Genomic DNA, 21,433 nt, shown 5'->3' with positions numbered 1-21,433 from the left:
TACGCAATGAATGCTCATGAAAATACACAGTCCGGCGCAATATTGAACCGCTTTGAATTGGCTGAAATGCCAGTGCCATTGGTTTTTGCCCAGCATCGCATCATCAAAGAATGCAACATAGAATTCGCCACCATATTTGGCTTTACGCCTAAGGAGCTACACAATACGAGCTTTCATCTGCTCTATCCAAAATTCATGGATTTTGTGCGGACCGGCGAAATGTGGAAGTCCAATTTTGCGGGCGGTGTCACCTATTATGATGAACGCATCATGCGTCGCGCCGATAAGTCAGAATTCTGGTGCCAAGTGCGAGGCCGCTCCATGTCCCCGGGGGATCCATTTGCCCGCGCCCTATATTGTTTTGAGCCGTTGCACCGCCCTTTAAGGCCCAATAGTGAGCAACTGACAGACCGGCAAAAGCAAATCATCACACTGGTGGCCCAAGGTAAAACCAACGCCCAAATCGCAAAAGAGATCGGTCTTTCAAAACGCACCGTTGAAGCCCATAGGGCGCGCACCATGAAAGCCATAGGGGTGAAAAACAGTGCCGAGCTGGTGGCGTGGTTCTCCGCTAACGAAAAAAGCGAAGCATGATTGAAAAACGTGTAAATCCAGAAATATTGACCAATCGATCAGAAGGTTAGAGCGAAACGGTTTGCTTGCCAAATACTTCAAAATTACGTATTTTCTTTAGTGTTGAGGGAGAACATCTTATGAAAATCGTAAATCAGAGCCTGGCTGTTGCTGGGGTTTTTGCTGCAAGCTTGTTCGGTACTGCGGCTTTCGCCCAGTCTGGAACAGGGGGCACATTCAGCATTTATAACGATACCGCGGGTAATGTGGTTGTGGGTTTTTACACCAACGACGGGAATGGTTGGAGCGCCAATTGGCTGGCCGATCAAATGGCGCCTGGTCAATCTGCAAGCGCTGAGTTTTTTGCCGAAACCGGCGCGTGCGACCAATTGTTTCAAGTTGGCTGGCTTGGTAGTGACGGCTCTGAGGTGATGGACGAGCCCATTTCGATCGACATTTGCCAGGCAACCAACGTTTATCTTGGCGATAACGAAATCAAATTCGACTAGACCTTTACCGATGAAACGGCTGACTATTCAGCCGTTTCAATAATGGGGTGGCTGATCTGCGAGCGGATCCAATTGGTGAATTCCACCACACCCGGCTTTTCCGCCTTATCGTCTGGAATGGCCAGAAAATAGGCATCGTCCGTTTGCAACGGCCTTGGGTCGATCACCACCAAGCGGCCCAATTCAATTTGGCGCTCAATTAGATATTGGGGCAGCAAGCCAACGCCCAAACCCGCCAAACAGGCTTCAATTATCATTGAGAATTGGTCGAAGCGGTGGCCACGAAACGGCTCGTCATTGTCAATTTTTTGCTGTTCAAACCAATCTCGCCAAGCCGTTGGTCGGGATTGTAAGTGCAGCAATGGCGCTTTGGCCAAATGCTCAGCTTTCTTTATGCCATGCGCCTCGATCAGTGTTTTTGACGCCACGGGCAGCATATATTCAGCGCACAAAGGTTGGCACGATGCCCCCGCCCATATCGGTCGCCCAAAATGTACCGCCACATCAAAAAACTGCTCTTGCAAAGAAAATGGGGTCCAGCGGCTTTCAAGATTTACCGCCAGTTTGGGATTGTTCTCCAAAAATTCGGGCAATCTGGGTGCAAGCCAATGGGAGCCAAAGGTGGGCAGTGTGGCCACCGAAAGCGTTGCGTCCGCCTTGGCCGATGCCATGGTGCGATAAACCAACCCTTCGGTCTGCTCAATCAGATATTTTGCATCCACCAAAAACCGTGCGCCCGCTTCGGTCAATACGACCCGCTTGCGAATACGTTCAAACAAGGTCACCCCAAGTTGTAATTCCAAATCGCGGATTTGGCGCGAAATAGCGCTTTGGGTGAGGTTCATTTCCTCGGCGGCACGGGTGAAATTAAGGTGCCGCGCGGCACACTCAAACGCGCTCAGCGTATTGATCGAGGGGAAGTTGCGACGACTGGTATGCATAATTTTTCCTCATCAAGTAATGAAAAATCATTGCTTCTTTAGGGCATTTCATTGCTTTATCATGAGAAATACGAATTTAAAAGGCCAAGCCAACCCCATTCGTCCAATGTGACATCGGGCGCAAAGCCAGTCATTTCAACACAGATAGCAGTCCACCTCAGACCGGCGGATTGCCTCGTCACAAAATTTTGGAGCCAATGATGAGCGTCAAAGATCAAACCAAAGACCTGTTGCAAAAACTCGGAGTCGATGTTGCGGCCCTTGAAGGCGGCGATTTGGCCGTCAACACGCCAACAACCGGCGAAGTCATTGCCAATGTGAAATTGGCCAGCGCCGATCAAATCTCAGCGCAAATCGATAAAGCCCATGACGCGTTTAAAGTTTGGCGCAAAGTGCCAGCCCCCCGTCGCGGTGAATTGGTGCGTTTGCTTGGCGAAGAACTGCGCTTGCATAAGGACGAGCTTGGCCGTTTGGTCTCTATTGAAGCGGGTAAAATCCCTTCTGAAGGCTTGGGCGAAGTGCAAGAAATGATCGACATTTGCGATTTCGCAGTTGGTCTTTCCCGCCAATTATATGGTTTGACCATTGCAACCGAGCGCGCTGATCACCGCATGATGGAAACATGGCACCCCTTGGGCGTTGTGGGCATCATCTCAGCGTTCAACTTCCCCGTGGCTGTTTGGGCATGGAACGCCGCTCTTGCTTTGGCATGTGGCAATGCAACCATTTGGAAGCCATCTGAAAAAACTCCTTTGACCGCTATGGCTTGCCAAGCGATCATGGACAAAGCTTTAGCCAAATTTGGCGATGCGCCTGAAGGCTTGGCCACCATGTTTGTGGCGGATCGTGTTGGCGGCGAAGTGATGGTTGATCATGAAAAAGTGGCGCTGGTTTCTGCCACCGGTTCAACCCGCATGGGCCGCGAAGTTGGTCCGCGTTTGGCCAAACGTTTCGCCCGTTCAATTCTTGAACTTGGCGGCAACAACGCCGGTATCGTTTGCCCATCTGCTGACCTTGATATGGCGGTGCGTGCCATTGCTTTTGGTGCCATGGGTACTGCAGGGCAACGCTGCACATCAACACGTCGTTTGTTCGTGCATGAAAGCATTTACGACACACTCGTGCCGCAACTCAAAAAAGCCTATGAGGGCGTTTCAATCGGCAATCCATTGACTTCTGATGCGCTGGTTGGCCCACTGATCGACAAAGACGCTGCGTCCAACATGGAGAAAGCCTTGGCGGCTGCGAAAGCTGCTGGCGGCAAAATTGTTGGTGGCGAACGGGTCGATGTTGAAGGCAATGAGGGTGCTTATTACTACCGCCCAGCTGTTGTTGAAATGCAAACTCAGTCTGGCCCAATGTTTGAAGAAACATTTGCCCCAATCCTTTATGTCGTGAAATACACAGACTTTGACGACGCGATTGAAATGCAAAATGCGGTTGGCGCGGGTCTTTCTTCAATGGTCTTCACCCTGAACGTACGTGAAGCAGAAAACTTCTTGTCCGCTTCTGGTTCAGATTGCGGCATCGCAAACGTTAATATCGGCACATCAGGTGCGGAAATTGGCGGCGCGTTTGGTGGCGAAAAAGAAACTGGCGGCGGTCGTGAAAGTGGCTCAGACGCATGGAAAGGCTACATGCGCCGCGCCACAAACACAGTGAACTATGGCACCGAATTGCCATTGGCTCAGGGCGTTTCTTTCGATATCTAATAGGCAACCGCATTTAAAGAGCATCTGACATGAACGCCCCAATTCAATCACCGTCTAGTTTTCGACGTGCAAACCGTATCTCTGACATTTCGGTGTCAGAGATCATCAAAATTTCAACCCGCGCCCGCGAGTTGAAAGCTGAAGGCAACCCGGTGATTATTCTGGGCGCTGGCGAGCCAGATTTTGACACGCCAGACCATGTCAAAGATGCCGCCCACAAAGCCATTGATGCGGGGATGACAAAATATACCCCGCTCGATGGCACGCCTGAGTTAAAGCTTGCCGTGTGCCGCAAATTGGCACGCGGCAATGGGCTCAAATATGAGCCAAAAAACATCTCCGTGTCTGCTGGCGCAAAACAGGTTCTTTATAACGCCTTCATGGCCACGCTGAATGATGGCGACGAGGTGGTGATACCGACCCCATTTTGGACCACCTACGCCGACATCGTGCGCATTTGCGGCGGTGTGCCCGTTTTGGTGCAATGCCCGGGGGACGCAGGGTTCAAGCTGCAACCCGACCAGCTTGAAGCTGCAATTACCGATAAAACCCGGTGGTTGTTGCTCAACTCACCAAGCAATCCCACAGGCGCCGCCTATAAGGCTGAAGAACTGCAAGCCATCACCGATGTGCTGCTCAAGCACCCCCATGTGTGGTTGATGAGCGACGATATTTACGAGCACATCATTTATGATCATTTCCAGTTCGTGACCCCCGTACAAGTGGAACCACGCCTTAAGGACCGTGCGCTGATCATCAATGGCGTGTCAAAATCCCATGCCATGACTGGCTGGCGCTTGGGCTTCGGTGCTGGGCCAGAAGAGTTGATCCGCGCCATGGCGGTTATTCAAAGCCAGGCCACCTCGTGCCCCTCCTCAATTTCCCAAGCCGCTGCCATTGAAGCGCTGGATGGTGACGAAACATTTCTTGCTACCCGCGCCGCCTCTTTCCAAGAACGCCGCGACTTGGTTGTTGCTGGCCTTAACGCCATTGAAGGCGTTCACTGCCGCACCCCAGAAGGCGCGTTTTATACCTTCTCATCCTGCGAAGGCCTCATCGGCAAGGTTGCCCCCGACGGCACCAAAATCAATTCCGACAGCGACTTCTGCCGCTATATTTTGGAAACTGCTCACGTGGCAATCGTCCCCGGTTCAGCCTTCGGCTTATCGCCCTACTTCCGCATTTCTTATGCGGCAGCTAAGAGTGAGTTGGAAGAAGCGATTTCGCGGATTCAGAAGGCTTGTGGGGAGTTGAAGTAACCCTCTCTCAATCGCACATTCCTGTGCAAAACTGATGTCGGCTGAGTGGCGAGCAAGCTTTGGTACCTTGGTTTCTCCCGATCCCGGATCAGCCTGCGCGGCGCAAACGCCGCACAGTGTCCGGGAATGCCCCAATTAGCTGGGCATATCCATACCGGCATCCCCGCACTTAATGCGGGATCAACGGGTGGTTGCACTATCCGTCTGCCTCGGAACAACATCCCCACCCTCGTGGTGAGCCTGTCGAACCACGAATGAAGTGCACGGTAGCTCCATCCTTCGACAAGCTCAGGATGAGGTAGGGGCGCGGAACGATTGGTCGAGTTGAAGCTTTGGCCCCCACATCCCACCGTCACCCCGGATTTAGTCCGGGGCCCAGGCGAGAATATCCTCAAAAAATGCTGCGTTTGGTTTGCTCCGGCCTGGATCCCTGCCTACGCAGGGATGACGTCTGAGTATGGCGCAGCAGCCTTCCACGGGTCTCGCCCGATCCTGGCTCAGCCTACGCGGCGCGAGCGCCGCACAGTTGTCCGGAAATGCCCTAGAGGTGGGGAACACGCACCCTCTGGCTGCCCCACTTGATGCGGGGTCTTGCAGTGCGGGCAACACGCGTCAAACTCCGAGCGACATCCAACTACCTCACAGCTAACCTCACCCTGAGTTTGTCGAAGGGCGAACCACGAATGAAGTGCACGGTAGCTCGATCCTTCGACATGCTCAGGATGAGGGGCACAATGCATCGCCCCTCTCTTCGTCACCCTCGGGCTCGACCCGAGGGTCCATGATGACTTTGTTGTTGAGCGTTGCGCAATGATTTGGAACGGCGGAACCCGAACAGGCGCGGGATATGGATACTCGGGTCAAGCCCGAGTATGACGAGGTGGGTGGTATTCGAACCATCAGCCACCAAAAAAATCTTATCCCCGGCATTTCCCCGCGCCCTATAATGATCGCAGCTTTCTTGAAGACCCTGCGGACAGCGGACGCGTTGTTGGGGTCGTGTGGAGTTTGTTTGGTTGTTGGTGATGATCCTGCGGTGTGTTGAAAGTGAGTAGGTCCCGCATCAAGTGCGGGACGGTGCGAGACGGAAGGCGTATTTGTCCAACCCAATCGCACCACCCCAGACTTGATCCGGGGTCAAAAACACAAAAAGCACAGCGCTGATCGCTTTCACCAATCTGTACCAAAACCCTCATAAGGAAAGCCGGGTCAAATGAAGCACGGGTCGCCGTGTTTCGCTTGGTTATCAAATGTCCAGCCTGACACCGAAGGCAGCTTGTAAGATGTTTGGTGGGTATTGTTTCTCACCTGTGCCAACTGGCACTCATCAAATGATCGCAAGAGATCAAAACAGTTTTGATGGAACGCGGAGCAAGGGGATAGAAGGGTTTAGCACCCCGGGGCAGTTGATCGCCATGCAGCATTTGGTTGGCGCGAGACAAGGATTGTCTCTACACATATTTCTCTAAGCGCTTTAACAGAGCCATTCACTGTCTCGCGCGTCGCATTATTGTCCCTTCGCATGGCAATCCATGGCGGAGATATTGGTGTTTGAGAACTGTTGAAAAGCCTTAGTGATGAAAGCTATCCCCCCCCCACCCTTAGTCCCTCCCCTTGATGGGGAAGGATTAAGGGTGGGGTGACCTAGCGAATAATCTGCGGCTTAAACTTAATTCGTTGGCGTTGGTTCGCAGGCACGTGGCGGTTCAAGCGTTTGTTGATCAGCCCGTAAACCCCGATCACGCAAAGCGTCAGCATGATGAAATACATGCCCAAAATCGGGTAAGGAACAAACGGGTTAAAGGTCTTGTCCGCGAAATAGCTAGCGTAATAAAGCGCGTCGCCGCGCTGTTGCCAGGCGGGGAAGCCAGAGAAAAACACCAAGGTTGTGGCGTGGAACAAAAAGATTGCTTCGTTGGTGTAAGCAGGCCAAGCCAAGCGCAACATGGTGGGCCAAATGATCCTTTTGAACCGGGGCCAACCGCTTAACCCGTAAGCGTCCGCTGCTTCAATGTCGCCCTTGGGGACAGAGCGCAACGCGCCGTAAAATATCTCGCCTGAATAGGCGGCGGTATTTAGGAACAACACGATCACCGCCCCAAGCCAGGCCTTGGTCAACCAGCGGGTTTCAGCTGTAATTTCGGTGAAGCCTAAATTTATGTCGATGCCCCATTTAGGCAATTGAACGAAAATTTCATAGGCCAAGAAAAACTGAATGAACAAGGGCGAGCCACGGAACAAAAAGATGAACCATTCGGCGGGTTTGCGCACCCAATAATTGTTCGAATTTTTCGCAACTGCAATCGCCGTGGCCAAAAAGAAGCCAGTGGTCAAAGCAATAAGGCCGAAATAAATATTCCAAATCATGCCAGAGCCGATCAGGGTGAACTGCTCGCATAGGGTGAAATCAGATTTGGGCAATAGGCGTTGGCCAATGCCCACTGAGCGCAGGCCATAATCTGCAATGGTTTGAAGGCAGGCATTCATGACGCAACCGCCTTTCTTTGGGATTCGCCACCCATAGTGGCTTGGCCTTTGGATAGCTTATCGGTGAGGTTGCTCAGAACGATCTCGCTAACTTTGGTCAGGGATAAATAGAACACCAATAGGCCAAGGAAATAATAAAGCCGCCAATCCGGATGCGGATAGGAGAAAACTTGAGTTTTCGAACCGCCCAATTCACGCGCCCAATAAACAATATCTTCTACCCCAAGCAAGAACAGGAGCGGTGTGGCTTTGATCAAAATCATCCAAAGGTTGGACAGGCCGGGAAGCGCATAAATCCACATTTGTGGCACCAAGATGCGCCAAAATGTTTGGCGGCGGCTCATGCCGTAAGCTTCGGCGGTTTCTAGTTGGCCGCGCGGAACCGCGCCCATGCCGCCATATAAAACATTGGCCGCGAACGCGCCAAAAACGATAGCGAAGGTTAAAACCGCCAGCATAAACCCATATGTCTCATGCATCCATTGGGGGGAAGAAGACAGTGGTAATTTGGCTGCGGAACAGACCACAAAATCATTGCCTTGGCGGATCGGGTCCGTCCATTCGGGGCACAAAACTTTGTGGCGAACAAATTCAAAAGCCTGATCAAGCGCGATCACAAAAAACATGAAAAACGCGATATCAGGAATGCCGCGCACAATGGCTGTGTAGCCTTTGCCAAACCAGCGCAAGGGCGCAATGGTTGAGCGTGCAGCGGTTGCGCCACCAAAACCAAACAGAAGCGCCACGGGCGCAGTTACCGCAAGCAGCAACATAACGGTGCCAAATGACGCGTAAAATGCGAAGTGCTTTCCGGTGGTGAGGTAGCAAGTTACCCACTGGAGACCTTCGAGAATGTCAGGCTCGGCGCAAAAGGAGAACATTAGCTCATTTCTTGAATGTTAGATGACGGGGCGCAAGCGCCCCGTCAAATAGGTTAGATCAGATTAGAACGTGTAAGCGTCTGCACCGAACCATTTTGTGATCATCGTGTTCAATGTGCCATCGTCTTTCATTGACTGGATAGCCGCATCAAATTTGTCACGAAGTTCATTGTCACTTTCGCGCACACCAAGGCCAACACCGCCGCCAAGGAACACAGGCTCACCAACAATAACCAATTCGCCGTTTGATTCTTCAGCCACAGGGCGCAAGAAATCAACGTCGGCCAAAACCGCATCAGCTTCGCCATTTTTCACAGCAGCCAATGTTTCGTCAGGTGTTGCAAATTCAACAAGTGTTGCGCCAGAAGAAGCAACATGACCTGATTGAATGGTTGAAGTTTGCGCAGCAATAATGCCGGTGGTTACATCAACGTCAGCAGATGCTGCAACATAGATTGATGGTGATGGAGGGGTGTAGTTTTGGGTGAAGTCGATCACCTCATCACGCTCGTCGGTAATCGACATGCCCGCGATGATAGTGTCATAGTTGCCTGAAACCAAGTTCGGGATAATTGAATCCCACTCGTTGGTCACCCACTCACAAGTGAGTTCTGCGCGTTTGCAAAGCTCATCGCCCAACTCACGCTCAAAACCGTCAACTTCACCAGCATCATTGATAAAGTTATATGGAGGGTAGGCGCCTTCAGTACCCATGCGAATAGTGTCTGCAAGCGCGAAGCTTGAGCTCATTGCCAAAATGGCAACTGACATAATGATTTTTTTCATTTTAGTCTCCCTTGGATAAGTTTTTTGGTTTTGTGATTGCCTTAGCACCGGCCTATTCGTGAGATCCAGCACTAAGGAATTGCTTTAGCCGTGTTGATTTGGGGTTGCCAAACAGCTCGGCTGGCGGCCCCTGTTCTTCCAATTTACCCTGGTGCAAAAACACCACATTGTCAGAAACATCGGCTGCCAATTTCATATCGTGGGTCACCAAAAGCATGGTGCGCCCTTCCTTCGCCAAATCCTTGATCACCTTCACCACTTCTTGCTCCAGTTCTGGGTCAAGCGCGGATGTGGGTTCATCAAACAATAGGGCTTCAGGTTCCATTGCCAACGCGCGGGCAATGGCTGCGCGCTGTTGTTGCCCACCGGAAAGCATGGCGGGGAACACGTCACATTTGTCGCCAATGCCCACTTTGTCCAGCAACATGCGGGCGCGTTCTTCAACTTCTTTGGGGTCTTGACCCAAAACAGTCAAAGGCGCTTCCATCACATTTTGCAAAATCGTCATATGCGACCACAGATTAAACTGTTGGAAGACCATTGAAAGGTTTGTGCGCACCGCAATCACTTGCTCTTTGTCAGCTGGTTGACGGCTCAGGCCTTGGCCCTTCCATTTGATGGGGGTGCCATCAAACAATATTTCGCCCTGCTGACTATCTTCAAGCAGGTTGGCGCAGCGCAACAGGGTTGATTTTCCAGAACCCGACGAACCGATAAGACTAACCACGTCGCCCTTGTTGGCCGCAATATCGATGCCTTTGAGGACCTCTAGGTCGCCGTAGCTCTTGTGCAGATCTCGGATTTCAATGACCGGAGTTTGGTTTTCTACCATGGTGACTTTCTTGAACTCTTTGATCAAAGATTAGGCACATTTTTAAACAACTGCAAAGGCTTAACTGACCTCAATTGCGCAAAATTGGCCGAATCTCTATCTGCTTTTGATTTTGTGGCGTGCAATTGGCACACAAAAGCGCAGCGCGCAACAATTGGCGCAAGCCTTGCCTTGGGCCATTGCCCAATTGGGTGTGAAAAATCCGCCATGTTCCTCCCGTTGATGCGCATGATCTTCTTTTAAAGACTTATAGCGCGCGTCCTTGGTCCTCCAACCAAAAACGGATCACCCCTCTTGTGATCAAAGCAATGTCAGCACAAAGTCCGACATTGCAAGATTTGATTATGAAGGGTCAGCAATCTCTTGAATAGTCAAAGAATTGCTCAAAATTGACCCATCATTTCGCATAATGTGCAATTTCTTGTTACACAATGCTCAGTCTTGGCGGTCTATACCTTATGCCGCTTTAGGTGTTGCGCCCTGTGCTTCGAACGGCTTGCCCAAATAAAGGGCGCCAAATCGGTTGGCCAAAAACTCATCCAAATCAATTTGTTCTTGGCGCACAAAACCTTCTTGTGGCAAACGGCCCTGACGCATCAGATCCATCGCTGCAGTTACGCCGGCCGCTGTGGTGATTTGAATGGCACTCCAATTGCGGCCTGCAACATCCATGGCGGTGGACACATTGACGAATGAGCGCTCTTCGAATTGCCCATCAATCATGCCCGTTGCTGTACAGAATACCGTCACTTGGTCTTGGCGTGTGCGGGGCAATCCATTTTCAAAGATTTCGCACATGAGGTCTTGGCGCTTGTTCAGTTTGAGGTCGTTGAGCAAAATATGCAAAATATCGCGGTGACCTGGGTAGCGGATAGACCGATAAGAAACATTTTGTGCGCGGCCCGCAAGCGTGTCGCACAAAGTGCCCAAACCACCTGACGTGTTAAAGGCTTCATAGTCGACACCATCAAGCGCAAAGTTTTCCAAATTCTCAAGCGGCGCAACTTCCTTAAGCTGACCATCAACCAATGCTTCGCATGGGTTGCAATATTCGTTGACCAAACCTTCGGTGGACCAGGTCAAATTGTATTTAAGGGCGTTTGTTGGGTAGCGTGGCAACGCACCCACACGCATGGACAAATCTTCGATTGAATCAAATTGCTTGGCCAAGTGATAACCGGCAATGCCGACAAAGCCCGGGGCCAAACCACACTGAGGCATAAAGGCTGACTTGGCGTCTTTGGCCAAATCCATCACAAACTTCGTCGATTTCACATCTTCAGTAAGATCGAAATAGTTGGCTCCGGCTTTCTTCGCAGCGGTTGCAATGGCTGGTGTTAAGAAATAGGGCGCGGCGCTCAATACAGCGTTTTTGCCATCAAGCGCGCCCAAAAGCTCAACTTCGTTGGAAACGTCAACCTTCTTCGTAGCAATACCAAGTTCGGCCACTTGTGCGAGCATCTTTTCGTCTGCATCGGCGATTGTGACGTTGAACTCTGGCGCATTTTGCAAAATCACCGCCACCATGCGACCAATTTTACCACCGCCAACAACCAAAACTTCCCAATTCATATTTATCCCTCAGGTTGGAAAACTAAACTGGGACTATTGTGCTGGAAATGACTGTCAGAATATAGCGATACGAAACGCTGAATATCGTCATTATGACGATAAATATCACAGAGATCCGTTGAAATGACGATTCTAAATCGTTCGTTAACTCAAGTTTACACTGAATCAATGAGAACAATTGGGATGGACCAAATCGTCATAATGTCGGATAATTGCCGAAATACCGAAGCGAGAGCATGCCGTGACCAATCGACCTCTACGAGATGATTTAGACCGCGAGTTGGTTGCCCTGTTGCAGGCCAATGCGCGGGCAAAAACCTCTGATATTGCCAAGAAACTGGGTATTGCCCGCACCACTGTGCATGAACGCATCACACGGCTTGAGCGCATGGGTTATATAACAGGCTACACGGTAAAATTGGCGCAAGATCCCGGCCAACAGATGGTCGAAGCCTTTGTGCTGATCGAAGTGCTGCAGCAACAGAATAAGCAAATCAATGAAAAGCTGGCCAGCTTTCCCGAAGTTAAACTGAGCCTTGCGATTAGCGGAGAGTTCGATTTGCTGGTATCCGTAGAAGCCCCGCAACTTGAAGACATCGACGAGGTAATCGACGAAATCGCCCTCATTCCCGGCGTGCGCCGCACGCAAAGCTCGCTGGTGTTGGGACGCAAATTGGATCGGCGCTAGTCGCCAAAATCTACGATAAATCCTTCTTCAAAGAAATATTCTTCCAAATTGTCGCCGCGCCCACCCCGGTCGACCACCACAAAATCGCTTATTTCACCGAGTGTGGTCAGCACCCCGTGCCACACGTTTTGGCCAATATTTATGCCTTGCCCGGGTTTGGTAAGGAACGCCAAGGGCGTACCCGGCACGCCGTCTGTGTCGTGGGCCACAATCACCAAAAACGGGCGTTTGGTCATGGGGATAAAGGCTTGCGAGCCAAGCGGATGGCGTTCGACCATTTTTAAGTGCAAAGGTAGATCATAGGGCTTGCCGCGAAACACATTGACCAAAGTGCGCGCGTCCTTGCCCCCTAATTCCACCGTCGCGAGATCATTAAACCGCGTACACATGCCATTGTTGATCCCAAAGTGTTCAGCCTTACTCAGATCGATCACTTCACCAAACGGAGCGAACTGCTCTTCGGTTAGCGGCACAATTTCGATGCTGTCCATTGCTCTATCCTTTGAGGCTGAGTTTGGGATGGCGGTTCACGTCTTTATAGAGCAAATAGCGGAACTTGCCCGGACCACCCGCATAACAAGCTTGCGGGCAAAAAGCGCGTAACCACATAAAGTCGCCAGCCTCCACCTCCACCCAATCCGAATTGAGTTTATAGACTGCCTTGCCTTCCAAGACGTAGAGCCCGTGTTCCATCACATGGGTTTCTTCAAAAGGGATTACGCCACCCGGCTCGAACGTAACGATGTTCACATGCATATCGTGGCGCAAGTCATCAGGCTGGACAAAACGAGTGGTCGCCCATGCTCCATTTGTGTCGGGCATTGGGTTGGCTGGAGTCAGCTTTTCGTTGGTCACAAAAGCTGTGGGGTGGTTGATCCCTTCAACCGCTTCATACTGCTTGCGGATCCAGTGAAATTTCACCGGATGCGCGGTGGCATTATGTGCGGACCAATCGGCAGATGGGGGAATATAAGCATAGCCACCCTCGGCCATGCGATGGGTTTGCCCATCCAATTCAAGATCCAACTCGCCTTCAACAACGAACAAAACCGCCTCAGATTTTGGGTCCGGTTCCGGCCTGTTGGAGCCACCGCCCGGTGCAATTTCAACAATATATTGGGCAAATGTTTCAGCAAAACCTGACAAAGGACGCGCGATAATCCACGCTCTAGTGTCTTCCCAGTGGGGCAAATAGGAGGTGACAATGTCGCTCATCACGCCTTTTGGGATAACTGCATAGGCGTCGGTAAATATGGCACGCCCGGTCATCAATTGGCTTTGGGGCGGCAATCCGCCCGTCGGTGCGTAGTATTTTGAATTTGGCATATCTACTTCACCATATCCTTGAGGCGCAAAAGGGCAATTCGCTCCACCTGTTTGCAAGCGGTTGAGAACTCTGTTTCGCTGTCATTGTGAATGCGCTTTTCAAACTGCGCAAGAATTTGATCTTTTGTGAGACCTTTCACCGCAATAATGAACGGAAAACCATGCTTGGCCACATATTCACTGTTCAGCGTTGTGAACCGTTCCCGCTCAGCGTCTGTGAGTGCATCAAGGCCCGCCGATGCCTGTTCAGACGTTGATTCAGCGGTAAGTCGTTTTGCTGCGGCCAACTTGCCGGCCAAATCTGGGTGCGCGCGCAAAACGCCCAAGCGTTCGTCTTCGTTAGCTTTGCGAAATTCTGCAGCCAACAAAGAATGTACACCAATCGCTGTGTCATGGGCTGCGCCCATTTCGCGTTCGTAAGCGCGTTCAGCAATCCAAGGGGAATGTTCAAACACGCCACCAAATTGGGCAACAAAATTTGGTTTGGTCAGTGTTGAAGGGCGGTTTTGTCGTTTTACAAAAGGATGATTTTTGGCCCAATGTTCAGCAATTTCTATGCGTTTGGCGATCCAAACATCATCGTGGCTTTGCACATATTCGATAAAGCGTTTTAACGCCGCAATCCGTCCGGGTCGCCCCACCAACCGGCAATGCAAACCAACATTGAGCATTTTCGGCGCACCAGCCGCCCCTTCAGCGTAAAGACTATCAAAGCTGTCTTTTAAATAGCAATAGAACTGATCACCAGAATTGAACCCCTGGATGGCGGCAAACCGCATATCATTTGTATCAAGCGTATAGGGGATGATCAGTTGCGCCTTGTCACCACTGTCGTACCAATAGGGCAAATCGTCCGCATAGCTGTCTGAAACATAGGCGAAATCACCGATCTCGCATGCCAAATCAACGGTGTTGGCAGAGCAGCGCCCCGTGTACCAGCCCTTTGGGTAGTCACCGGTGACTTCATAATGCAGTTGAATGGCCTCACGCATATGGGTGGCTTCGTCTTCACGGGTGAAGTCTTTATATTCAATCCACTTAAGGCCATGCGAAGCAATTTCCCAATTGGCGTCTTGCATGGCGGCCACCTGTTCGGGTGAACGGGCCAGCGCTGTCGCGACCCCATAAACAGTGACGGGCACATTTAATGTTGTGAACAAATCATGCAGCCGCCAAAACCCGGCGCGGGACCCATACTCGTAAATGCTTTCCATGTTCCAGTGGCGTTGCCCAGCCCATTGTTGCGCGCCAACAATTTCGGACAAAAAGGCTTCAGATGCAGCGTCGCCATGCAGCACGCAGTTCTCGCCACCTTCTTCATAATTCACAACAAATTGCACAGCGATCTTGGCATTATTGGGCCAATTTGCCTTTGGTGGCTTTGCGCCATACCCCAATATATCGCGGTCATATCGAACGGATTTTGTCACTTGATCATCCATCAGTCGTTGGTTTGGCCTTTTGTGGGCCAAATCACATGTTTTTTGTTAAGATGGGCCGTGCGGCTGATTTGGTCAATCGCATGGTCCGTTGAAGCGCATCCTATTACACTTTCAAAATTTTGACCATTTGTTAAAAAATCTTGACTTTTACGTGTGTTTTAAAGGACAAAGGGGATCGACAGGGGGGATAAATGACCAATCTAAACACCACCGGTAAGCTTACAACGCATGTTTTGGACACCGCTCGCGGTTGCCCTGTAGCAGGCCTAAAAATTGAGTTATTTGATCTTGATGCGGACAAAACCACGCCGCTCGTGACCGCTATCACCAATAATGATGGTCGCTGCGATGCACCTATGCGCAATGCATCAAATCTGCGCAAAGGTCGGTACGAATTGCGCTTTCATGTGTCGGACTATTTCACCGCGCAAAATGTGATCCTTGAAAATGGTCAATTCCTTGATGTGGTGCCTATTCAATTTGTGGTGGCGGATGAAACCGCCCATTATCATGTGCCTCTGCTCGTCTCGCCCTATGGCTTTTCAACCTATCGCGGGAGCTAAAAAGTGACCACGCGCCACACGCTAAAATTCTGGCTTAACGACCAACTCATTGAATTTGATCGTCTGCCCGTCACCCAAACCTTGTTGGACTATTTGCGGCTCACCCAGGTCCTGCGCGGCACCAAAGAAGGCTGCGCGGAGGGCGATTGCGGCGCGTGCACCGTGCTGGTGGGACGCCTTGAGGGCGATCAGCTGAAATATGAAAGCGTAAATGCCTGCATCCGATTTGTTGGTTCGCTTGATGGTTGTCATGTGGTCACCATCGAGCATCTAAAAGGCAAAAATGGCGCGCTGCACCCGATCCAGCAAGCAATGGTTACCCATCATGGCTCCCAATGCGGGTTCTGCACGCCCGGATTCGTGATGTCGCTCTATGCCATGTGGATGAGCGAACTTGAGCCGGATGTGGCAACGATTGAACGCTACCTGCAAGGCAACTTGTGCCGGTGCACAGGCTACGAGCCGATCATCAAAGCAGCGCTGGATATTGGCGAACACGGCAAGCTGCACGAGGACTATTTAATCGCAGAGCAAGATCAAATGGTGCAAAACCTGAGCGCATTACAAAATGATCAAATGTTGGCAATTGAAAGCGAAGCGGAAAAGCTTTTCGCGCCAGCAACCCTGGATCAATTCGCAAGCATTTATGCGCAAAATCCAGAAGCGACAATTGTTGCAGGGGCAACTGATGTGGGCCTTTGGGTCACAAAATTCATGCGCGACATTTCCCCTGTGATCTTTACGTCGCGACTCAAGGATTTCCGCAAAATTGAGGTGAGCGATACCGCGATCACCGTTGATGGGGGTGCAAGTTACACAGACATGTTGGCAGCCATCGACGAGCATTTGCCACAGCTCTCTCAATTCTGGCGCCGAATTGGCGGCGAACAGGTGCGCAATATGGGCACCGTGGGTGGCAACATCGCCAATGGCTCACCCATCGGCGACACCCCGCCGCCTCTTATTGCCTTGGGGGCGACCATTACCTTACGCAAGGGCGATGAACGACGCACATTGGAGCTGGAAAAATACTTCATCACCTATGGCAAACAAGACCGCGCTGCGGGCGAGATTGTTGAGCAAATCCACATCCCATTGCCAGACGAAGATCAATTGTTTGCCTGCTACAAAATCTCAAAGCGTCGCGACGAAGATATTTCTGCGCTGTGTGGAGCATTCAGCGCCAAAATCGACGATGGGCGCATAAGTGATATCCGCATCGCCTTTGGCGGCATGGCCGGCACGCCCAAACGGGCGTCACATGTTGAAGCCGCTTTAAAAGGTGCGCCATGGTCCGAGCGCTCGATTGCCGACGCAAAGCAATTGTTTGAACAAGATTTCGAACCCCTTTCCGATTGGCGTGCTTCGGCCACTTATCGCATGGCCGCCGCGCAAAATTTGCTTGAACGGTTCTATCTTGAACATGCTGATGAAAATGCGATCAGCCTTGATGATCTGCACCAGGCCGCAACCTTGGAGGCGCTGTCATGAACAAACAAATCAAAGGCGGCACACATCAATCCATCGAGCATGAATCTGCCCATAAGCATGTTTCAGGTCGGGCCGAATATTTGGACGATGTGATCGAACCCGCTGGCACGCTACACGCCTATCTGGGACTTTCAACTTGCGCCAATGGCAAAATCAAATCAATGGATTTGGATGCTGTGCGCAAAGCGCCCGGCGTTGTGGATGTGCTCACAAAAGACGACATCCCCGGCGAAAACGATGTCAGCCCAACAGGGTTGCACGACGAGCCGATTTTTGCGCGCGGTGAAGTTCACTTTTATGGTCAGCCCTTGTTTGCTGTTGTCGCAAAAACCCGCGATCAAGCCCGTCGTGCCGCCCAATTGGCAAAAGTTGAATATATCAGCGAAGCACCCTTGCTGGATGTGAAATCAGCTAAGGCAAACGGCGCTGAACTTGTCACCAAGCCCCTAAAGCTCAAACGTGGTGATGCTGTATCTGCGCTTGAAAATGCGCCAATGCGCATCAAAGGCGAAATGGAAATCGGCGGCCAAGATCACTTTTATCTTGAGGGACATATCGCCATGGCGATCCCGGGCGAAGATGATGAAGTCACCGTTTTTTCCTCCACCCAACACCCAACCGAAATCCAGCACATGGTGGGGCACGCATTAGGCGTTTCAGCAAACGCCGTCAATGTGCAAGTGCGCCGCATGGGCGGCGGCTTTGGGGGCAAAGAAACCCAAGGCAGCTTATTCGCAGCAGTGGCGGCCATCGCCGCCAAGAAGCATGGAGCCGCGGTTAAGATCCGTCCCGACCGCGACGACGATATGGTGGCTACGGGCAAACGCCATGATTTTGTCGCGAGCTATGATGTGGGGTTTGATGAAGCAGGCAAAATCCACGCTATCGACGCTGAGTTCGCGGCGCGCTGTGGCTTTTCCGCCGACCTATCCGGCCCGGTGACAGACCGCGCGCTTTTCCATGCGGACAATTGCTATTTCATTCCCAACGTTGAACTGCGTTCACAACCTTTAAAAACCAACACTGTTTCCAATACGGCGTTTCGAGGATTTGGTGGACCACAGGGCATGTTGGGTGGCGAGCGCATGATTGAAGAGATCGCCTATGCGCTGGGCAAAGACCCATTGGAAATTCGACGCACCAACTTTTATGGCGGGGAGGGGAAAAATCTAACCCCTTATCACCAGGTGGTCGACGACAGCATAATTGAGCGCATCGTTGATGAACTCGAAGCAAGCGCGGACTATAAAGAGCGACGAGACGCAGCGCTTGAGTTCAACAAGACCAGCCGCGTTTTAAAGCGCGGTATTTCGCTGACGCCAGTGAAGTTTGGCATTTCCTTCACCGCCACTTGGTACAACCAAGCGGGCGCGCTGGTGCATGTGTACAGTGATGGCACGATCCAGCTCAACCACGGCGGCACCGAAATGGGGCAAGGGCTTTACACCAAGGTCGCCCAAGTGGTCGCGGATGAATTTCAGGTGGATATTTCCACCATCAAAGTCACCGCCACCCGCACCGACAAAGTGCCCAACACCTCGGCAACGGCCGCTTCTTCGGGCACAGATTTGAACGGCATGGCCGCAGCGGACGCTGCGCAAAAAATCAAGCAACGGTTGATTGATTTTGCTGTTAAAGAATATGACGTCGCCCCTGAAAAGGTACGCTTTGATAACAACCAAGTCATTGTTGGCGAACAAGCGTTCAGCTTCGCAGATTTCGTTAAAACCGCCTATATGAATCGCGTGCAGCTTTCGGCAACGGGTTTCTATAAAACCCCTGATATCCATTGGGACCGCGACGCGGGCAAAGGCACACCCTTTTATTACTTCGCATACGGGGCCGCTGTATCAGAAGTGGTGATCGATACGCTCACCGGCGAGTATTTTGTTGAGCGCGTTGATGTGCTGCACGATGTGGGCCGCTCGATCAATGAAGCGATCGACAAGGGGCAGGTTGAAGGCGCATTTGTGCAAGGCATGGGCTGGCTCACCACCGAAGAATTGTGGTGGTCAAAAGACGGGCAGCTGAAAACCCACGCCCCTTCGACATATAAAATCCCAGTCGCCTCAGACAGACCGCGTCAGTTCAATGTAAATTTGGTGAATTGGTCTGAAAACAAAAAACGCACCATCCGTCGTTCAAAAGCGGTGGGCGAGCCGCCTTTCATGCTGGCGATCTCTGTGCTTGAAGCCTTGTCGATGGCGGTGGCTTCTGTCGCTGATTATAAGACCTGCCCAAAACTTGATTCCCCCGCCACGCCAGAACGGATTTTGATGGCGGTGCAAAGGCTCAAAGGGGAATAGGGCATGGGCTTGGTTAAACATCAGCTCCAGGCATTCTTGAAGGCGGGCCCAGCCATTGACGTTCAAATCACGAAGGTCAAAGGCTCCTCGCCGCGTGACGTTGGGGCGTGGATGTTGGTCAATGCGCATGAAATGATCGGCACCATAGGTGGCGGCCAATTGGAATTTATGATGATCGACGAAGCGCGCAAAATGCTGCGCCTTGGTCATCATCAATTGACGTGCACTGTGCCACTTGGGCCAGAAATTGGTCAATGCTGCGGTGGGCAGGTAGAAATTGCCTTGTCAATGATTGCCAACCCGAAAGATATTCTAATCCGCCATTTTGCTGAACAAAATGCAAAATCAGATGTTTTGATTTTTGGGGCCGGGCACATGGGCAAAGCACTGGCACAAACTTTGGCGCTGTTGCCGCTCAATCCAGTTTTGATCGATCAGCGTGCACATGAATTGCCCAATATATCAGGGGTCGAAAATCGCTTGTCGCCTTTGCCCGAGGCTGAGTTGCGCACAGCAAAGCCGGGCAGTGCCGTTGTGGTACTCACCCATGATCATGCGCTTGATTTTTTAATTGCCGGGGAAGCGCTCGCGCTTGGCAAATTCTCTTATGTCGGCATGATCGGCTCTAAAACGAAACGGGGCGTTTTTTCCAATTGGCTCAAACAGACCTATGATGGTGGCGTTGACGCCAAAAACCTTGTTTGCCCGATAGGTGGATTAAGAGTTCAAGACAAACGACCAGAAATTATCGCGGCGCTTGTCGCGGCTGAAATTATCGCCACTTTGGATCAGGCAGGGCAGCTGGCCAAAAATACACTTGTTCGGGGGGAAGAACATGCCAGATAGTGCAATTTTTTTTGAATGGCTAAGCTTTGGCATCAGGTGGTTGCATGTGATCACCGGCATTGCTTGGATTGGTTCAAGCTTTTACTTTATTGCGCTCGATTTGGGCCTGCGCAAACATGAAAGCCTGCCTAAAGGCGTGCAGGGCGAAGAATGGCAAGTGCATGGCGGCGGCTTCTACCACATCCAAAAATATATGGTGGCGCCACCCAATATGCCCGAGCATTTGATTTGGTTTAAATGGGAAGCCTATACCACTTGGCTTTCTGGCTTTGCCATGCTTGCCATCGTCTATTATGTGGGCGCAGACCTCTATCTGATCGACCGCAATGTGTTGGATGTTTCTTCGCCCGTTGCGATTTTGATTTCAGTTGCATCCCTCACCGTAGGTTGGCTGATTTACGACCAATTGTGCAAGTCGCCCATGGGCAAATCGGACGTCGGCTTGATGTTGTTTTTGTTTGTCGTTCTGGTCGCAATGGCGTGGGGTTACACACAATTGTTCACTGGGCGCGCCGCATTGCTCCACTTGGGGGCGTTTACCGCCACCATTATGTCGGCCAATGTGTTCTTTATCATCATCCCAAACCAAAAGATTATCGTAGACGACCTTAAGGCCGGCAAATCGCCAGATCCGGCTTTGGGCAAACAATCCAAACAACGGTCGGTGCATAACAATTATCTCACCCTGCCAGTTCTGTTCTTGATGTTGTCGACCCACTACCCGCTGGCGTTTGCCACGCAATTCAATTGGGTCATTGCGGCATTGATCTTTTTAATCGGTGTGCTGATCCGCCACTTCTTCAACACCAAACACATGAAAGGCGAAAGCCTTTATTGGACATGGTTCGTGGCAGCGCTCTTGTTTATTGCCATCATGTGGCTTTCAACCAACCCCAAAATTGGCGGGATCACTGAAGATACGGTGGCCAGTTCACAAGCTCAGATCATGATGGCCGATGCGCACTTTGAAGAAGCGCGCGACACGGTGATTGGGCGCTGTTCCATGTGCCATACCGCAGAACCTGCGTGGGAAGGGGTTTCCCAAGCGCCCAAAAACGTCATTTTGGATAATGACGTGGCGATTGCCACCTATGCCCATGAGATTTACATTCAAGCTGGGCGCACCCACGCCATGCCACCGGGCAATGTGACACAAATGAGCGAAGAAGAACGCCAAGTGCTGGTCGCCTGGTTTGAAAGCGCCTCAAAAGGATAAGAC

At 51.4% G+C, this 21,433-nt stretch carries 19 protein-coding genes; 10 read left to right on the top strand and 9 right to left on the bottom strand.

Annotated elements, in window-relative coordinates:
- Positions 1-42: 42 nt before the first annotated feature.
- Both O4H47_RS07170 and O4H47_RS07165 read left to right on the top strand, forming a co-directional pair.
- Positions 43-594 carry a LuxR family transcriptional regulator gene (locus tag O4H47_RS07170; RefSeq protein ID WP_269393273.1) on the top strand — a complete coding sequence of 184 codons (552 nt, stop codon included), beginning with the start codon at positions 43-45 and terminating at the stop codon, positions 592-594.
- Positions 595-713: 119 nt separating this feature from the next.
- Complete coding sequence (locus tag O4H47_RS07165) at positions 714-1,082, top strand: hypothetical protein (protein WP_269393272.1); 369 nt, start codon at positions 714-716, stop codon at positions 1,080-1,082.
- Positions 1,083-1,105: 23 nt separating this feature from the next.
- On the opposite strand, the gene O4H47_RS07160 is transcribed toward O4H47_RS07165, so the two are convergent.
- Positions 1,106-2,023 carry a LysR family transcriptional regulator gene (locus tag O4H47_RS07160; RefSeq protein WP_269393271.1) on the bottom strand — a complete coding sequence of 306 codons (918 nt, stop codon included), beginning with the start codon at positions 2,021-2,023 and terminating at the stop codon, positions 1,106-1,108.
- Between the two features lie 200 nt (positions 2,024-2,223).
- On the opposite strand from O4H47_RS07160, the gene O4H47_RS07155 reads away from it, so the two are divergent.
- Together O4H47_RS07155 and O4H47_RS07150 are read left to right on the top strand one after the other, a co-directional pair.
- Positions 2,224-3,735, top strand: coding sequence for an aldehyde dehydrogenase family protein (locus O4H47_RS07155; RefSeq protein ID WP_269393270.1), 1,512 nt, complete (start codon positions 2,224-2,226; stop codon positions 3,733-3,735).
- Between the two features lie 29 nt (positions 3,736-3,764).
- Entirely contained in the window at positions 3,765-4,994 is a 1,230-nt protein-coding gene (locus tag O4H47_RS07150; RefSeq protein WP_269393269.1) for a pyridoxal phosphate-dependent aminotransferase, read from the top strand.
- 1,644 nt (positions 4,995-6,638) lie between these two features.
- Here O4H47_RS07150 and O4H47_RS07145 read toward each other — a convergent pair.
- The 5 genes from O4H47_RS07145 to O4H47_RS07125 form a co-directional block, all read right to left on the bottom strand.
- Complete coding sequence (locus O4H47_RS07145) at positions 6,639-7,481, bottom strand: ABC transporter permease (protein ID WP_269393268.1); 843 nt, start codon at positions 7,479-7,481, stop codon at positions 6,639-6,641.
- Positions 7,478-8,362 carry an ABC transporter permease gene (locus tag O4H47_RS07140; RefSeq protein ID WP_269393267.1) on the bottom strand — a complete coding sequence of 295 codons (885 nt, stop codon included), beginning with the start codon at positions 8,360-8,362 and terminating at the stop codon, positions 7,478-7,480. Before O4H47_RS07140 ends, O4H47_RS07145 begins: the two co-directional genes overlap by 4 nt.
- A gap of 63 nt (positions 8,363-8,425) precedes the next feature.
- Complete coding sequence (locus O4H47_RS07135) at positions 8,426-9,148, bottom strand: transporter substrate-binding domain-containing protein (RefSeq protein WP_269393266.1); 723 nt, start codon at positions 9,146-9,148, stop codon at positions 8,426-8,428.
- A 52-nt stretch (positions 9,149-9,200) separates the two neighbouring features.
- Positions 9,201-9,980 carry an ABC transporter ATP-binding protein gene (locus tag O4H47_RS07130; RefSeq protein WP_269393265.1) on the bottom strand — a complete coding sequence of 260 codons (780 nt, stop codon included), beginning with the start codon at positions 9,978-9,980 and terminating at the stop codon, positions 9,201-9,203.
- A gap of 456 nt (positions 9,981-10,436) precedes the next feature.
- A complete protein-coding gene (locus O4H47_RS07125) occupies positions 10,437-11,552 on the bottom strand; it encodes a saccharopine dehydrogenase family protein (protein WP_269393264.1) in 1,116 nt (371 codons plus the stop codon).
- 241 nt (positions 11,553-11,793) lie between these two features.
- On the opposite strand from O4H47_RS07125, the gene O4H47_RS07120 reads away from it, so the two are divergent.
- Entirely contained in the window at positions 11,794-12,240 is a 447-nt protein-coding gene (locus O4H47_RS07120; protein WP_269393263.1) for an Lrp/AsnC family transcriptional regulator, read from the top strand.
- On the opposite strand, the gene O4H47_RS07115 is transcribed toward O4H47_RS07120, so the two are convergent.
- From O4H47_RS07115 to puuE, 3 genes are read right to left on the bottom strand one after another with little or no spacing between them, the layout of a single operon-like run.
- Positions 12,237-12,731, bottom strand: coding sequence for an ureidoglycolate lyase (locus O4H47_RS07115; RefSeq protein ID WP_269393262.1), 495 nt, complete (start codon positions 12,729-12,731; stop codon positions 12,237-12,239). The two genes, O4H47_RS07120 and O4H47_RS07115, sit on opposite strands and share 4 nt — an antisense overlap.
- 4 nt (positions 12,732-12,735) lie before the next feature.
- Positions 12,736-13,566, bottom strand: a complete 831-nt coding sequence (locus O4H47_RS07110; RefSeq protein WP_269393261.1) for a bifunctional allantoicase/(S)-ureidoglycine aminohydrolase — start codon at positions 13,564-13,566, stop codon at positions 12,736-12,738.
- 2 nt (positions 13,567-13,568) lie between these two features.
- A complete protein-coding gene (puuE, locus tag O4H47_RS07105; RefSeq protein ID WP_269393260.1) occupies positions 13,569-14,996 on the bottom strand; it encodes an allantoinase PuuE in 1,428 nt (475 codons plus the stop codon).
- 203 nt (positions 14,997-15,199) lie between these two features.
- Here puuE and uraH point away from each other — a divergent pair, with 203 nt between their 5' ends.
- Genes uraH through O4H47_RS07080 form a run of 5 tightly spaced genes read left to right on the top strand, consistent with a single transcriptional unit; the run spans position 15,200 to position 21,430 of the window.
- The gene (gene uraH, locus O4H47_RS07100) at positions 15,200-15,571 is read left to right on the top strand and encodes a hydroxyisourate hydrolase (RefSeq protein ID WP_269393259.1); all 372 of its coding nucleotides are present in this window, start codon (positions 15,200-15,202) and stop codon (positions 15,569-15,571) included.
- A 3-nt stretch (positions 15,572-15,574) separates the two neighbouring features.
- On the top strand, positions 15,575-17,062 hold the full coding sequence (gene xdhA / locus O4H47_RS07095; protein WP_269393258.1) for a xanthine dehydrogenase small subunit: 1,488 nt from the start codon (positions 15,575-15,577) through the stop codon (positions 17,060-17,062).
- Positions 17,059-19,368 carry a xanthine dehydrogenase molybdopterin binding subunit gene (gene xdhB / locus O4H47_RS07090; RefSeq protein ID WP_269393257.1) on the top strand — a complete coding sequence of 770 codons (2,310 nt, stop codon included), beginning with the start codon at positions 17,059-17,061 and terminating at the stop codon, positions 19,366-19,368. The genes xdhA and xdhB overlap by 4 nt, the downstream gene beginning before the upstream one ends.
- A 3-nt stretch (positions 19,369-19,371) precedes the next feature.
- A complete protein-coding gene (gene xdhC, locus O4H47_RS07085) occupies positions 19,372-20,214 on the top strand; it encodes a xanthine dehydrogenase accessory protein XdhC (protein ID WP_269393256.1) in 843 nt (280 codons plus the stop codon).
- Positions 20,204-21,430, top strand: a complete 1,227-nt coding sequence (locus O4H47_RS07080) for a urate hydroxylase PuuD (protein WP_269393255.1) — start codon at positions 20,204-20,206, stop codon at positions 21,428-21,430. Before xdhC ends, O4H47_RS07080 begins: the two co-directional genes overlap by 11 nt.
- Positions 21,431-21,433 lie beyond the last annotated feature (3 nt).

The organism is Maritalea porphyrae, from assembly GCF_027213965.1.
GTDB classification, from domain to species: domain Bacteria; phylum Pseudomonadota; class Alphaproteobacteria; order Rhizobiales; family Devosiaceae; genus Maritalea; species Maritalea porphyrae_A.
This window is presented reverse-complemented; position numbering and strand designations above follow the sequence as displayed.